The organism is Mucilaginibacter lappiensis, assembly GCF_050433765.1.
Classification (GTDB): Bacteria; Bacteroidota; Bacteroidia; order Sphingobacteriales; family Sphingobacteriaceae; genus Mucilaginibacter; species Mucilaginibacter lappiensis_A.
In genome coordinates this window covers 735,508-750,341 of record NZ_JBNPWP010000002.1, presented here as the reverse complement: position 1 = coordinate 750,341, position 14,834 = coordinate 735,508, and the positions used below count along the sequence as shown (strand labels likewise).

The following is a 14,834-nucleotide window of genomic DNA, read 5'->3' as shown; positions in this document are numbered from 1 at the left end:
TCGCAAATGACTCTTGATGTAAGCCTCCCGCTTTTTACTTCAAATACGCGTAAGTTATCCCATCCCCGCCCCTGTCGGCATGTTCATCTTCCAGGCGGTCAACCTGATCATACTTTTTAAGGTATTGCCGTATCATTTTACGCAAAATACCATCGCCCTTGCCATGAATTATTTTCAGGTTGTTAAAGCCCATCATCAGGGCACGGTCAAACAGCTTTTCAATGGCATGCAGGGCATCCTCAGTACGCATACCACGCACATCAATCTCCGGACTAAAACTTGCAAAATCTCCGGTATGCGAGTTGAAACTTTTCCTAATCTCTTTTGGCACCGATGATCTGGAAACTTTGATCACCCGTTTCTTTTTAGCCACCGTACGCAAATCGCCAATGGCTATCACCACGTTATCTTTTATCAGCTCAATCACCTGCCCGGTAGTTTCTGAGTCGGTTAGTTTTACCCAATCGCCGGGTTTTAGTTCCTCATCAGCAACCGGGTTTGGTTTTACCGGTTCGGCCTTAACCGTGTTCTTTTTAAGCTCTATATTAAGGTTTTCGCGCAGGTTACGGGTTGTTTCCTTATCGGCATTACTGCTTTTTATTTCAGATATAGTATTCTCCACCAGTTTATTGGCATTCAGGATGATGTTTTTGGCTTCATCCTTAGCTTCTCTGATCAGTACCTTTCTATTCTCTTCCAGGTAGCTTTTCAGCTTTTCGTTCTCTGCCTGCAGTTCGTTAACCCGGCGTTGCTGCTTATCCAGCTTTTGTTTGGTTTCAAATATCTCCCGTTTCTCGCGCTCCAGGTCAACCAATAGCGTATCTACCTTTTTTTGGCCTTCGCTTACTTTGTTTTTGGCCAGGTTGAGCACATTTTGTGGCAAACCTATTTTTTGGGCTATTTCAAAAGCATAGGAGCTGCCGGGTTTACCAATTTCCAGCTGATAAAGCGGTTTCATCTCTACGTTATTAAACAGCATCGATGCATTCTCTATCCCTTCGGTATTGCTGGCAAATATTTTAAGGTTGGAATAGTGGGTAGTTACCATCCCCTTTACCTTTTTGTGGTTAAGCGATTCCAGCACGGCCTCGGCAATAGGCCCGCCAAACTGCGGATCGGTACCGGTACCAAACTCATCAATCAGCACCAGCGTTTTGCCGTTGGCATCTTCCACAAATGTTTTCATTTTAGATAAATGCGCGCTATAGGTACTCAGATCGCTCTCAATCGACTGGTCATCACCAATATCAACAAAAAGCTGCTTAAACACCCCTACCACACTGGCTTCGGCGGCGGGTATCAGCAAACCAGCCTGCACCATCATTTGCAGCAGGCCCACAGTTTTCATACAAACCGATTTCCCCCCGGCATTAGGCCCTGATACCACAATAATGCGGGTGCCCTCATCAATATGTACATTAAGGGGTACCACTGTTTTTTGCTCGGTTTTAAAGTTCAGGAACAGCAGCGGGTGCCGGGCATTAAACAGTTTTAGTTTAGCCTCGTTAACCACCTGCGGCATTTCGGCCTCAACGTCAATGGCAAACAGGGCTTTGGCGCGTACAAAATCAAGCTTGGTTAACAGACTATGGTACGATAACAAAAGCGGCGTATAAGGCCGTAATTCGTTTGTAAGGGCTGTTAATATTTTAACTATCTCGCGGCGGCGTTCAAATTCAAGGTCACGCACCCGGTTATTGAGCGTAAACACCTCCTCAGGCTCCATATACACCGTTTGGCCCGATGCCGATTCGTCATGAATAAAACCTTTAAGTTTACGTTTGTTTTCGGCTAATAATGGGATACACAAGCGCCCGTCGCGCACGGTCAGGGAACCATCGGCTGTCCATCCGTTTCCTGATGCTGCTTTAAATATCTGGTCTATCTTTTTACGGGCTTCCTGCTCAGCTTTGGCTATGCCTGAGGTAATTTCCAGCAGTTCGCGCGATGCATTGGGCCTTATTTTTCCTTTGGCATCAATAACCTGGTCAATTTTTTTCAGGATAGCTTTTTCAATAGGAAGGTGCTCAAATAAAGCTTCGAGGTTAGGATATAACCCTTCGCGCTCGCTGAAATAGGCAATTACGGCAAACACGGTTTGCAGGGAGGCCTGCACCTGGTAAAATTCTTCCTCAGATAAAAACACGCCCTCAATACGGGCCTTATTAGCCAGGGATTTGATATCGAAAAAATGATGAATGGGTAACGCGGCATCGTTAACCAGTATATTTTTAAACTCGTTGGCCTGGTTTAAAAACTTATATATCTGATCGTAATTGCTCATTACCTGTATCTTGTCAACCATCTGCTGACCCATTTCACTCAGGCAATGCGCTTTTATTAATTCTTTTACCTCGGTAAACCCCAGCTTATCAACACTATTTTTTGGGTAAAGCATCAGGATGTTTTTTGTTTTAACTTTTTAAGAGAATCGGCAATTTGAATGGTTTTTCTTTTTTGCCGTATTGCTTTTCTAATTGAATCGGCCTTTTGAGCTGGCTTAGTCATTTTTTGCATTGATTTTTTCAATGAATCGGCCTTTTGAGCTTTAGCCATTTTTCGCATCGCTTTTTTCAATGAATCGGCGGTATGAGCGGCTTTTAATTTTAGCTGCGTTATCTTTTTCAATGAATCGGCTTTTAGTTCCGACTTCGACATTTTTTTCTGCGCTTTTTTCACTGAATCAGCCTTTAATGAGTCGGCCTTCATTGCGGCCTGGCGTATTTTTGTTTGCACCAGGTTAATTGAATCTAACAGGGTCTTAATTCTGGCATCAACCTGATCATATATGGCCGAAAACTTTTCAGGATCAGTTGAATAATAATCCATACTTTTTTTAAACGCGGCCGAGTCGGTATGAAACCTTTCAAACGCGGCAAGATAATTACCCATGCCATATTTATATAAAGTATCAGGGCTTTGCAAACCCTTATATAAACTGCCGTCAATGAGGTGAATTTCGGTAAGTAAACCGGTCATGACATTCGGTTTAATGATCCCTTTAGGGACGCCGTCACTTTTACAGGCACACAAAAAAAGCGTAACTGAAAAAAACAAGATTAAATATTTATGCATTCTGTAATTTAGCGGCTAATTAATTAAGCAAATTTACGGATAAATGAGCATTGCAGATAATATCAAAAGCTTAAAAGTAGAAACGGGACCTGGTGTAACTTTATTGGCGGTATCAAAAACAAAACCTGCAGCTGACCTGCAGGAGGCCTACGACGCCGGTCAGCGCCTGTTTGGCGAGAACACCGTTCAGGAACTGGTTGAAAAATACGAACAACTCCCAAAAGATATTGAATGGCACCTGATAGGCCATTTACAAACCAACAAGGTAAAATATATTGCTCCGTTTGTGAGCATGATACAATCTGTTGATAGCCTGAAACTGTTGCACGAGATAAATAAACATGCCGAAAAAGCCGGCCGGGTGATTGATTGCCTGCTACAAATTTATATTGCCGATGAGGAAACCAAATTTGGGCTGGGCTTTGACGAAGCTATTGAACTGCTTCGCTCCGAAGAGTTTTGTATATTCAAAAACATCCGCATCCGCGGCTTGATGGGCATTGCTACCAATACCGATAAAGAAAAGCAGATCAAAGATGAATACTACGAACTGAAAACGTTTTTTGATGGCATAAAGCAAAGCTATTTCAGGAAAATTGATAGTTTCGATACGCTATCTATGGGCATGTCATCAGACTATAAGCTGGCCATTGAACAGGGCAGTAACATGATCCGCGTAGGAAGTACTATTTTTGGCAACCGGGTTATTAAACACTGGAAAAACAATTAGATTAGGGTGCGAGTTGCGGGTTGCCGGAACCGGAGTTTTCAGAATTAAAAAATAACAAAATAAGTTTTGCTGGTTTGAATAACCAAATGTCGAATCTAAAAATGGATAATACAACCAATCATATCAATCAAAAACTCCCCCTTCAGGGGGTCGGGGGGCTTAATATTCGTGTTGCACAGCGGGACGATTGTCCACGTTTAATGGAACTGGTAAATGAGCTTGCTCTTTATGAAAAAGCGCCGGAAGAGGTTACCGTTACCCTGCAGGAATTTGAAGATGCCGGCTTTGGCGCCAAACCTGTATGGAAGGCTTTTGTTGCCGAGGCTGATGGACTTATAGTGGGCTTTGCGGTTTATTACATTCGCTATTCTACCTGGAAAGGCTGTCGTTTATATTTGGAAGACCTGATTGTTACCGAGGACTATCGCGGCAAAGGCGTTGGTAAATTATTGTTCGACCGGTTAATTACCGAAGTCAAAGAGCTTGGCTATAGCGGTATGGTGTGGCAGGTACTCGACTGGAACCAGCCGGCATTAAACTTCTACAAAAAATATGAGGCCAGTATTGAAGCCGGGTGGCTTAACGGATCTTTATCCAAAGAACAGCTTTTAAATTATTAAAGTATGAAAACCAGACACCTGCTTTGTTCTGTTGCTATTGGCTTAACGTTTGCATCATGCCAATGGGGTGTGCCTAAACAACAAAAAGAGGCCGTGGTGACCGATACGCTTGTTTATACTTATAAAACCATACATGAGCGCGCGGCAGATTGCGGAGATAAACCCGACAGCTCCTGCACGGTGGTACAGGTGAAATATCCGGTTTTTACCGGTCAAAAAACGCTGAATGATTCGGTTGCGGGCAAGCTGACCAGCATGTTTGCTATGGATGGCAAGCCGGATAGCAGTGTGGCGCTCATGAGCAAAAAGTTTTTGCAGGCGTACATGGACTTTAAAAAAGGCGACCCCAGATCAGAAATGTATTTTGAGCTGAACAGCTATGCCAAAGTGCTGGTACAGGATTCGAGCCTTACAACACTTGAGGTTGGCGGATATAGCTATCAGGGCGGGGCACACGGTGCATCGGCTACGTTTTTTATTAACTGGGATACCAAAGCCAATAAAGATATCGCCCTCGATGATCTTTTTAAAACCGGCTACCAGGATAAATTAAAGGGCATTGCCGAAACAATTTTCAGAAAAGATGAAAAACTCAGCGATACCGCAACTTTAGCAAACGATTACTTTTTCAAGGACAATAAATTCGCCCTGAACGATAATTTTTCCATTACGCCAACGGGCCTCAAATTTGTATATAACGAGTACGAAATTAAGCCTTATGCAGCGGGTATCACAACGCTGGTTATCCCCTATTCACAAATCAAATCATTACTGCGACCAAATACGGTTGTGACCAAATACGCTAAATAAATGCTTGTTTTTAAATTCGGAGGGGCATCAGTTAAGGATGCCGGTGGTATCATTAATTTGGCCAATGTTGTTAAAAAATATACCGGAAATCAATTGCTCATCGTGGTATCGGCCATGGGTAAAACCACCAACGCGCTCGAAAACCTGACCCGTGCGTATGTGGATCAAACCGAAAATATGCACCTTATTTATGATGGTATAAAACAATATCACTTTGATATATTGCAGCAACTGTTTGAACCTAAACACCCCGTGTTTGATGAAATAGCCAATACCTTTGTAGAAATTGACTGGATGATTGAGGACGAACCGCATGACGACTATGATTTCATCTACGACCAAATTGTATCCATCGGCGAACTGATATCAACCCGCATCATCAGCGCTTATTTGAATAAAGATGGCGTAAAAAATCAATGGCTTGATGTACGCGGCTATATCCATACCGATAATACCTATCGCGAAGGTGTTGTGCAATGGGATAAAACAAGAGAGAGCATCTGCAAGGATATTCCTGCATTGCTTGATAAAGGCGCGGTAGTAACGCAGGGATTTTTAGGCGGCACTTCTGAGAACTTTACCACTACTTTAGGCAGGGAAGGGTCTGATTATACGGCATCTATATTTGCAGCCTGCCTGGGAGCTGAATCGGTTACTACCTGGAAAGATGTGCCGGGTATATTAAACGCCGATCCTAAATTTTTTACAGATACCGTAAAATTTGATGAACTATCCTACACCGAGGCTATCGAAATGACCTATTATGGAGCAAGCGTTATCCACCCAAAAACCATAAAACCATTACAGAACGCCAAAATACCACTGTTGGTTAAACCATTCACTGATCCCGGCGCAACCGGAACAATAATCAAGGAAGATGGCATAAACCAGTTTGTAAAACCGGTTATCATCCTGAAACAAAATCAGGTATTGCTGTCGGTATCCACCAAAGATTATTCTTTTGTCACTGAGGATCACCTGAGCGATATCTTCCGCCTGTTTGCGCAAAGCCAGGTAAAAGTAAACGTGATGCAAACATCGGCCCTGAGTTTTTCGGTTTGTTTTGATTTTTATGAAGAACGTTTTGAAAAACTGCTTGACAACTTTAAACAGGATTTTAAAGTAAAATACAACAGCGGGCTTACGCTCATCACCATAAGGCATCATACCGAAAGCGCACTAAAGGAATTAACCGAAGGCAAAACTATTTTATTGGAGCAGATCAGCAGGAATACGGCGCAGGTGGTGGTGAAGTGATATTCAGAACAATAAGATTCTGCAGTCGCTTGGCTGGAATAAAAGAAAGCCCAGGGCCGTGCGATTCCTTCCCTGGGGAAGGGGAGGTAGGGGTTTAGTAAGCATTACAAGCTTTATCGCATGTATAAACCCCTCCCTGCCAATACACAACCCACCCCTCCCAAGGGAGGGAATATATACTGGGACACAATATTACGAACACCTGCTGACAAGAGCCGGGCGACTGCGAGGGGTCATAATTAATAGCAATATTCCGTAGAGACACATTACATGTATCTCCTTTTATATCTGGTTTATCCATTTCTAACAAACAAGCAGCCTCATTTTAGCCTTAATCTGCTATATTTGGGGATGAACGCTATTAAGACAATAAAAGATGCAATAACGATCGGAATTGGAATATTATCTGCCGGATTTGGTTTAAAAGGCTTTTTATTGTCGAGTCATTTTATTGATGGTGGGGCTACGGGTGTATCCATGTTGATATCAGATATTACGGCCGCCCCTATTTCTATCCTGATCTTTCTTATTAATGTACCGTTCCTGTGGCTCGGCTACAAAAAACTGGGCCTTCAATTTGCCATTAAAAGCACGCTGGCTATTGGCTTATTATCCGTTAGCCTGGCGGTTATTAGTTTCCCCGATGTTACGCACGACAAGCTGCTCACCGCTATTTTCGGCGGAGTGTTTATAGGTACGGGCAGCGGTTTGGCCATGCGGGGCGGGGCTGTACTTGATGGCACCGAAATTGCCGCCGTTTTAGTAAGCAAAAAAACGCAACTGCTTAAAGTGAGCGATTTTATTTTATTGCTCAATGTAGTGATATTTACCCTTGCAGCCTTCTTTCTGGGTGTTGAACCGGCTATGTACTCCATACTTACTTATATGGCTGCCGCCAAAATGATCGATTTTATTTTGAATGGTATTGAGCAATACTCAGGCATTACGGTTATCTCTACCCATAGCGAAGCTATACGTAAGGCCATTACCGAAACCCTGGGCCGCGGCGTTACCATCTACCAGGGCAAAAGTGGTTACGGCAAAGATGGCTATATCAACGACCCGCGGGATATTGTTTTTACCGTGGCCACCCGCCTTGAGATCCCCTCGCTCAAACAAACCATTCTGGACATTGACCCTAAAGCATTTATTGTACAACAAAGTATTGATGATACTACGGGTGGTTTACTAAAACGCAAGGGACTTCATTAATGCAGAAAACTTTTGTTTAACAAGTAAGTATTTTCATTTGCTTTTCATTTATGACTTTTAGCTTTAGGCCCTACGCTATTTTCTTTGCGACTTGAACCAAATCATATATGAAAAAAATCCTTATCACAATTATTATTCTTGGCGTTTATACCGTAACATTTGCACAGCAAAAAAAGGGCGATGTTGAACTGGGCTTTAATACAGGATTTAATGTTTCTACAGTAACCAATAATAGTTATACCAACTCCTCAAACATACCCGGAGTTCAATCATACAGAACTGGTTTTAATTTCGGAGCCTCTGCCGACTTTTACTTTTCGAACAGATGGAGCCTGAAAACCAAATTGATTTTTGACCAAAAGGGCTGGGGTAATGGTTTTTTTAGCGATGCAAACAACAAAACTTTTTCTACCAGCTATAACCTGAACTATATTACGCTGCCCGTTATGGCCAACTGGCATTTTGGTAAAAAACGTAATTGGTATTTAAATTTTGGTCCTTATGCCGGTTATTTGGCCGGTGCCAAGGCAACCGATGTTAGTGTTGACGTAAAAGACTACTTTCAAAATATAGATGTTGGATTAACACTTGGAATTGGCACCAAAATAAAGTTAGCTGATAACCTTAAACTATTGCTTGAGTATGATAACCAGGGAGGCATAACAGACATATTTAAAATGAATGACTATTCTGCTGTGCGTAATTCCCGTGCAAGCCTGAATATTGGGCTTGCCTTTATGTTAAAATAGACTAAAGACTAAAGGAAGAAAAGCGGGGCATGCCTCACTTTTCTTCCTTTAGTATCACAAACTATTAACTGGCTTTATGCTTTCAGCCTTTAGCTTTAAGCTCTTCTACAATACGCTTACTTTCTGCTTATGCTCATCAATAGCTACAAAGGTGAATGTGCCGGTGATGGCCTTTTCGCGTTCAAAGGAATACATTTCTTCAATATAGATCTCTACCTGTACTTTTAGGCTGGTATTACCAATATGAGATATTTTGCCTATCAGTTCAATGATGGTACCGGCAGGAATAGGCCGTGTAAAATCTATCCTGTCTGACGATACGGTTACCATCCTTTTACGGGTGAAACGGGTAGCGGTAATAAAAGCAACTTCGTCCATCAGGTGCATGGCGGTACCGCCAAAAAGGGTATCGTAATGATTAGTAGTATTAGGGAACACGGCTTTAAATATCCGTGTTTCGGATGTTTTGATTCTTTCTTCTGTTGTCATTTTTGATGTTTTTTGAAAACCCCAAACAAGGGACAGGCTGTCATGCTGAGCTTGTCGAAGCATGGTGGGTAGGCCCCTGTGCGCGATCCTTCGACAAGCTCAGGATGACAGGTCCGTTAAATTTATCCTTAAGCGCAGTAGACTTACGAAGTTTTAAAAACTTCGTAAGTCTTTGATATAATGACGATTTGGTGAGAACTTAAGCCGTTCTCAGCTTTCCCCATTTTAAATAGGTGGCACCCCATGAAAAACCAGCTCCAAAGGCGGTTAGTATGATGTTGTCGTTATATTTAAAATCGTCCTTAAAATCCCAAAGACATAATGGTATGGTTGCAGCAGTAGTATTTCCGTATCTGTCAATGTTCACCTTTACCCGCTCGGCAGGTAAGCCTAAATGATCGCCAACGGCATGTATGATCCGGTAATTGGCCTGGTGTGGTATTAACCAGTCAATATCCAAAATATCCAGATCGTTACGCTTTAATATAGCTGTACAGGTATCGGTCATACCATTAATGGCAGCCTTAAAAACTATACGGCCATCCTGTTGTATAAAATGCTTGCGATCGGCAACGCTTTCGGGTGTAGCCGGGCATTTAGAACCACCGGCAGGTACATACAGGTGTTCCCTGCCCTTACCATCGGTTTTAAAAACGCTGTCAATTAAACCCACATCATCAGTTGTTGGTTCAATTAATACTGCTCCGGCACCATCTCCAAAAAGGATACAGGTGTTCCTGTCTTTATAGTTTATGATAGCGCTGTTTTGATCGGCCCCAACAACAATAACTTTTTTATAACGACCGCCTTCAACCAAACTGGCGCCCATAGTAAAAGCATAAAGAAAACCACTGCAAGCAGCATTAACATCAGTTGCCCAGGCATGGGTTAAATCAGCCTTATCGCAAACAATACTGGCAGTTGATAACAGCAGGTGATCAGGAGTTGATGTAGCAATGATGACACAGTCAATTTCGTCGGGAGAAACTTTAGTATTATTAAGTAAATCTTTTATGGCCCAGGTGGCCATATCAGAGGTAGCGAGCGATTTATCGGTTAAAATTCTTCTTTCTCTTATCCCGGTTCTTGAAACTATCCATTCACTATTAGTCTCAACCATTTTTTCTAAATCACTGTTACTCAAAATGTTATCTGGAACATAACCACCTACACCCGTTATAACCGCGCTACTCTTTAATCTCATAAATACTAAAATTCAACAAAAAACAGGCAATTATACGGAAATTGCCTGTTTTACCTGTCAGGAAACTGTTGTTTCTACAACTAACTTACGAAGTTGTTTTGCAGCCTCCACCATATTTACCAACGCGGTTTGCGTTTCGGGCCATCTGCGGGTCTTTAAACCACAGTCGGGGTTAACCCATAAATTACCGGCCGGCAGTAATGCCGATGCTTTCTCGAGCATGCTCACCATCTCATCAACCGTAGGTACGCGGGGCGAATGGATATCATAAACACCCGGACCAATTTCATTTGGATATTTAAAATCGGCAAAGGCGGCAAGCAGTTCCATTTGCGAGCGTGAGGTTTCTATCGTGATCACATCGGCATCCATATCGGCAATGTTACCTATAATGTCATTAAACTCGCTGTAGCACATGTGGGTATGGATCTGCGTTTCGTCCCTCACCCCACTGGCCGAGATCCGAAACGCCCGTACAGCCCAATGCAGGTAAGCCGCCCAATCCTTTTTGCGCAATGGCAAACCCTCTCTTATAGCAGGTTCATCAATTTGGATCACTTTAATGCCCGCCTGCTCCAGGGCAACCACTTCATCACGGATGGCCAGGGCTATCTGGTAGGTAGTTTCGGAACGGGGTTGGTCATCCCGCACAAATGACCATTGCAGTATGGTTACCGGTCCGGTAAGCATCCCTTTCATCAGCCTATTGGTATTGGCCTGGGCAAAGCTGCTCCAGCGCACGGTCATATCCGCCGGGCGACTTACATCGCCATAAATTACCGGTGGTTTAACACAGCGGCTGCCATAGCTTTGCACCCACCCGTTTTTGGTGAATAAAAAGCCATCCAAACGTTCGCCAAAGTATTCAACCATGTCGTTACGTTCAAATTCGCCATGAACCAAAACATCAAGACCTATTTCTTCCTGCCAGCGGATGGCATCAATGGTGGCTTTTTCTATCTGTTCGTCATACTGGGCGGTGGTTAGCTCGCCTTTTTTTAGTCGTGCCCTAAGCGAGCGGATATCATCTGTTTGCGGGAATGAGCCTATGGTAGTTGTAGGGTACAGGGGTAATTTAAAGCGCTGCTGTTGTATTTTTTGACGTGTGCCGAATGTACTATCACGCTGGGCATCGGCATCGGTGATAGCGGTTGTACGTTGTTTAATTTCCTGCTTGTGGATCAGTTTTGACAGGTTACGGCTTGATATGGCCTGCAAATTGGTTTGCAACAAGCCATTATCGCCATTAATAATTTCAGCAAGTTCATTAATCTCATTTAGTTTTTGTTTGGCAAAGGCCATCCAGTTTTTTATTTCGGGGTTGATGGCTGTTTCCAGATCAAGATCAAACGGGGTATGCAGCAGGGAGCAGCTTGGCGCTATCATCACCCTGTCTTCACCAATAACTGCTATTGCTTTTTTGATGTGTGATAATGACCTGATGTAATCGTTTTTCCAGATGTTGCGGCCGTCAATAACCCCTAACGAGAGGCTAAGCTTTTCGGGCAGCAGGGTAAGCACCTCATCCAATTGCTGTGGCGCACGTACCAGGTCGATATGCAGGGCGCTTACCGGCAGGTTTACGGCCAGTTGGGTATTTCCCTGCAAGCTTTCAAAATAGGTGGTGAGCAGTACTTTTATACCGGGACAGCTTTTGCTGATCTCGTTATAGGCATATACAAAAGCCTCTTTTTCTTTTTGGGTAAGATCAAGCGCCAGGAAAGGCTCATCTAACTGTACCCAAACCGCGCCATAGCTTTTCAGTCTTTTTAATACTTCAATGTAAACAGGTACCAGCTTTTTGATCAGGTCGATCTTATCAAATCCAGCCTGCTTTTCTTTACCCAGCAACAGGTACGATACCGGGCCGATCAGTACCGGCTTAGGTGTAGTGCCGGTGTGTTGTTTAGCCAGGGTAAATTCGTCAAATACCTTTTCACTAAATAGCCTGAACTGTTGGTTTTGTACAAACTCCGGCACAATGTAATGGTAATTGGTATCAAACCATTTGGTCATTTCCATAGCGGTAACATCCAGGCCATCTTTCTGGTAGCCGCGGGCCATGGCAAAATAAAGGTCGATCTCAGTATTGGCTCTGTTTTGTGTTAACACAGGGGTGTAGCGCTCAGGAATTACGCCCAGCATGAGCGATGTGTCCAACACCTGATCATAAAAGCTAAAATCGTTACAGGGAATGAGATCGATACCGGCTTTGGCCTGAGTTTTCCAGTTGCTAATACGGAGCTGACGGGCAACGGCAAATAGTTCGTCGCGACTGGATAGGCCGGCCCAGTACTGTTCACTGGCCTTTTTGAGTTCACGGAGGGCACCTACACGAGGATACCCGAGATTGTTTTTGAGCATACGCATAAAACTTTTTTGGTTAAACATTAAATTGAATTAATGCTCCTTACGGTTTTCGGTATGCTTTCGGGAAATGGTAATAAAAGGCAAAAGCTTAACATACAAGCATGTGAAAGCCTGCAGGTTATTCTTTTTCTTCGACTACTGCTTCAAAACGCGAAAGCATTGTCTTTATACATTGGGGCAAGTATCCTGGCTTGTAACATTGTTGCCGTCCTTCTCATCTGCCTTAAAGCGGACAATGGACCTGGTAAAGGCAACAATTTTTGTGTTACTTACAGTTGCGCGACAGCCCGTGATTTACACACGGTTCCTTTTTAATCCCTGCCTAAATATAGCAGGAAACCTCATGCAGAAAAAAAGTAAAGAACTTTATTGAGGGCAAATATAGGGAATAGATTGATACGGATGTGCAGATTTCAGATATGCAAATGTGCAGATTGGAGATGTGCACATTTGCATTTTCTTTTAACTCTTTCTAAAATACCTGTTTTTAACGAAAGATTTGATCAGGATACCGGCCACACAACAGGCAACCAATAGATAAACAATTAGGATGTGTTTCTGCATTTGGTTTATAATTTTCCTAAATGTAACGGATGTGATACAAACAATGCAAGCGATTTGAAAAATAATCTTTTAACCGATTTGGATAAAAAGTCAGAGAAGTGTAATTTTTGAGCGCTATTTGAAGGTAAATGAAGTCTTCTCAAGCCAGACAAGTGTAAATTTAAAATCATATTTTACCGTAGCTGCAGTGACTCCCACAGGTCCTCGCGAGACACCCTGAGGGGACGAAAAATGTAACTTTTCACATTCCCGGCTTTTTTGCCGAACCAATTAAATTTACATCTACAACCTCTAAAAAGCTAACCATGTGCTGAACGGTTTCTTTGTACTTTTTAAAATGCGGGGCTTGTATATGAGCTTTGTATGCTGTTGAATCGGCGTACACTTCAAAGATAGTAATGTGAGAGGGTTGTTTTTTGTCTGCAACTGCATAATAACTAAGCACTCCCGGTTCAACACGAATAGCAGTAGTCATTTGCTCCTTTAAAGCAATATTATACTTATCCAGTTGTGCCGGGTCGACTTGAATTTTAGCTATTCTATACATATGGATATTTTCCTGAGCCATACCTTTTGTATTTATAATAAATGCCAGTAACACACTGCCTATGACATAAAGTATCTCCTTTTTCATTGAGTTGTTGTTTACCCTAAGATACGAAAGCCCATTAAATAAAAAGGCCTTATTTCTACCCCTCTGGATCTCCTGAAGATATACCTGAGGTTCTTAGAAAGTGTAAATTTCGAATATACCGGTCCTCCAACCAACCACCTCGCTTTTTCTTTGAAATGTTTAACTTTGAACATGCAAGCGTTAAACACACCCCAAAACGGTTCTTATAATTTTGAAAGCAATAAAGGCGACTCTACACAGTTCAGGGTTGCTACTATATACGAGGGTTACTGCAACCTCGCCTCTTACAACCGCCGCGACTTTTACAAGATCACCTTAAAACTCAGTGGCAACAGCCAGTTACTTTATGCCAACCGGGGTATCGAGATCAATAAACCTGCCCTGGTATTCACCAATCCTTTAGTTCCCTACTCCTGGGAGGGTGATCATGAAGGAGCTGCAGGCTATTTTTGTGTTTTCACGAATGAATTTCTGCAAAGCGGTAACCGCATGGAAAGTCTGGAGGAGTCGTCCTTATTTAAAGCCGGCGGCGACCCTGTTTATTTCTTGAATGACACGCAAGCCGATTATATCCACAGCATTTTTAGCCGGATGCAACAGGAGCTTGACACCGAATACATATATAAATATGAGCTTATCCGGAACCACCTGAACCTGATTATTCATGAGGCTATTAAGATGCAGCCTGCCGTGGCTTATTTTACACCTCAAAACGCGGCATCGCGTATAGCTAAACTGTTTTTGACCCTGTTGGAGAAACAATTTCCTGTTGAATCGCCACAGTATTCGCTGGCGCTAAAAAAGGCCGGGGATTATGCTGACAAGCTGGCGGTACACGTAAACCATTTAAACGCTGCCGTGCGTGAAATTACCGGCAGATCAACCACCACCCATATTAATGACAGGGTACTTGCTGAAGCAAAATCATTATTAAGCCATACAGATTGGAGCGTTGCGGAAATAGCCGCCAGCCTGGGCTTTGATTATGCTTCTTATTTTAATAACTTTTTTAAAAAGCATACGGGCTTTACTCCTATGGCTTTAAGAAAAACCCTTTGAAAAGTATAATTATTACTTTGAAATGTTTAGCTGCCAAACAGGCTAATCATTATAAATTTGT

The 14,834-nt window shown here is 42.8% G+C and carries 13 protein-coding genes and 1 riboswitch; of the genes, 7 read left to right on the top strand and 6 right to left on the bottom strand.

Features of this window, described 5'->3' with window-relative positions; genetic code table 11:
* Positions 1–34: 34 nt before the first annotated feature.
* On the bottom strand, positions 35–2,398 hold the full coding sequence (locus tag M2273_RS08590; protein WP_429395403.1) for an endonuclease MutS2: 2,364 nt from the start codon (positions 2,396–2,398) through the stop codon (positions 35–37).
* Positions 2,398–3,075 (bottom strand): DUF4296 domain-containing protein, encoded by a 678-nt coding sequence (locus M2273_RS08585; protein ID WP_429395400.1) that lies wholly within the window; start codon positions 3,073–3,075, stop codon positions 2,398–2,400. Before M2273_RS08585 ends, M2273_RS08590 begins: the two co-directional genes overlap by 1 nt.
* Before the next feature lie 43 nt (positions 3,076–3,118).
* Between M2273_RS08585 and M2273_RS08580 the strand changes: the two genes are divergently transcribed.
* From M2273_RS08580 to M2273_RS08555, 6 genes are all read left to right on the top strand, one after another.
* Positions 3,119–3,805 carry a YggS family pyridoxal phosphate-dependent enzyme gene (locus M2273_RS08580; RefSeq protein ID WP_429395397.1) on the top strand — a complete coding sequence of 229 codons (687 nt, stop codon included), beginning with the start codon at positions 3,119–3,121 and terminating at the stop codon, positions 3,803–3,805.
* Positions 3,806–4,005: 200 nt separating this feature from the next.
* Positions 4,006–4,425, top strand: coding sequence for an N-acetyltransferase family protein (locus tag M2273_RS08575; protein ID WP_429396348.1), 420 nt, complete (start codon positions 4,006–4,008; stop codon positions 4,423–4,425).
* Between the two features lie 3 nt (positions 4,426–4,428).
* On the top strand, positions 4,429–5,235 hold the full coding sequence (locus M2273_RS08570) for a DUF3298 domain-containing protein (RefSeq protein ID WP_429395396.1): 807 nt from the start codon (positions 4,429–4,431) through the stop codon (positions 5,233–5,235).
* Positions 5,236–6,492: an aspartate kinase gene (locus tag M2273_RS08565; RefSeq protein ID WP_429395394.1), complete on the top strand. Its 1,257-nt coding sequence runs from the start codon at positions 5,236–5,238 to the stop codon at positions 6,490–6,492. It abuts the gene before it with no gap.
* A gap of 351 nt (positions 6,493–6,843) precedes the next feature.
* Positions 6,844–7,704, top strand: a complete 861-nt coding sequence (locus tag M2273_RS08560) for a YitT family protein (protein WP_429395392.1) — start codon at positions 6,844–6,846, stop codon at positions 7,702–7,704.
* Positions 7,705–7,811: 107 nt separating this feature from the next.
* Complete coding sequence (locus M2273_RS08555) at positions 7,812–8,453, top strand: porin family protein (RefSeq protein WP_429395390.1); 642 nt, start codon at positions 7,812–7,814, stop codon at positions 8,451–8,453.
* Positions 8,454–8,558: 105 nt separating this feature from the next.
* Here the strand turns inward: M2273_RS08555 and M2273_RS08550 are convergent, their stop codons facing one another.
* From M2273_RS08550 to M2273_RS08535, 4 genes are all read right to left on the bottom strand, one after another.
* Complete coding sequence (locus M2273_RS08550; protein ID WP_429395388.1) at positions 8,559–8,942, bottom strand: acyl-CoA thioesterase; 384 nt, start codon at positions 8,940–8,942, stop codon at positions 8,559–8,561.
* 199 nt (positions 8,943–9,141) lie between these two features.
* A complete protein-coding gene (locus M2273_RS08545) occupies positions 9,142–10,146 on the bottom strand; it encodes a beta-ketoacyl-ACP synthase III (protein ID WP_429395385.1) in 1,005 nt (334 codons plus the stop codon).
* Between the two features lie 57 nt (positions 10,147–10,203).
* Positions 10,204–12,510, bottom strand: coding sequence for a 5-methyltetrahydropteroyltriglutamate--homocysteine S-methyltransferase (metE, locus tag M2273_RS08540; RefSeq protein WP_429396345.1), 2,307 nt, complete (start codon positions 12,508–12,510; stop codon positions 10,204–10,206).
* A 164-nt stretch (positions 12,511–12,674) separates the two neighbouring features.
* Positions 12,675–12,875: riboswitch (cobalamin riboswitch) on the bottom strand.
* A 446-nt stretch (positions 12,876–13,321) separates the two neighbouring features.
* Complete coding sequence (locus tag M2273_RS08535; RefSeq protein ID WP_429395383.1) at positions 13,322–13,714, bottom strand: putative quinol monooxygenase; 393 nt, start codon at positions 13,712–13,714, stop codon at positions 13,322–13,324.
* 171 nt (positions 13,715–13,885) lie between these two features.
* Between M2273_RS08535 and M2273_RS08530 the strand changes: the two genes are divergently transcribed.
* Positions 13,886–14,773 carry a helix-turn-helix domain-containing protein gene (locus M2273_RS08530; RefSeq protein ID WP_429395381.1) on the top strand — a complete coding sequence of 296 codons (888 nt, stop codon included), beginning with the start codon at positions 13,886–13,888 and terminating at the stop codon, positions 14,771–14,773.
* The last annotated feature ends 61 nt before the right edge of the window (positions 14,774–14,834 follow it).

What these genes read in the sequence shown, in the direction of transcription:
- M2273_RS08590 (WP_429395403.1), bottom strand. Translation starts at nt 2,398, where the DNA reads ATGCTTTACCCAAAAAATAGTGTTGATAAGCTGGGGTTTACCGAGGTA.
- M2273_RS08550 (WP_429395388.1), bottom strand. Translation starts at nt 8,942, where the DNA reads ATGACAACAGAAGAAAGAATCAAAACATCCGAAACACGGATATTTAAA.
- M2273_RS08575 (WP_429396348.1), top strand. Translation starts at nt 4,006, where the DNA reads ATGGAACTGGTAAATGAGCTTGCTCTTTATGAAAAAGCGCCGGAAGAG.
- M2273_RS08545 (WP_429395385.1), bottom strand. Translation starts at nt 10,146, where the DNA reads ATGAGATTAAAGAGTAGCGCGGTTATAACGGGTGTAGGTGGTTATGTT.
- metE (WP_429396345.1), bottom strand. Translation starts at nt 12,510, where the DNA reads ATGCTCAAAAACAATCTCGGGTATCCTCGTGTAGGTGCCCTCCGTGAA.
- M2273_RS08585 (WP_429395400.1), bottom strand. Translation starts at nt 3,075, where the DNA reads ATGCATAAATATTTAATCTTGTTTTTTTCAGTTACGCTTTTTTTGTGT.
- M2273_RS08535 (WP_429395383.1), bottom strand. Translation starts at nt 13,714, where the DNA reads ATGAAAAAGGAGATACTTTATGTCATAGGCAGTGTGTTACTGGCATTT.
- M2273_RS08565 (WP_429395394.1), top strand. Translation starts at nt 5,236, where the DNA reads ATGCTTGTTTTTAAATTCGGAGGGGCATCAGTTAAGGATGCCGGTGGT.
- M2273_RS08530 (WP_429395381.1), top strand. Translation starts at nt 13,886, where the DNA reads ATGCAAGCGTTAAACACACCCCAAAACGGTTCTTATAATTTTGAAAGC.
- M2273_RS08570 (WP_429395396.1), top strand. Translation starts at nt 4,429, where the DNA reads ATGAAAACCAGACACCTGCTTTGTTCTGTTGCTATTGGCTTAACGTTT.
- M2273_RS08560 (WP_429395392.1), top strand. Translation starts at nt 6,844, where the DNA reads ATGAACGCTATTAAGACAATAAAAGATGCAATAACGATCGGAATTGGA.
- M2273_RS08580 (WP_429395397.1), top strand. Translation starts at nt 3,119, where the DNA reads ATGAGCATTGCAGATAATATCAAAAGCTTAAAAGTAGAAACGGGACCT.
- M2273_RS08555 (WP_429395390.1), top strand. Translation starts at nt 7,812, where the DNA reads ATGAAAAAAATCCTTATCACAATTATTATTCTTGGCGTTTATACCGTA.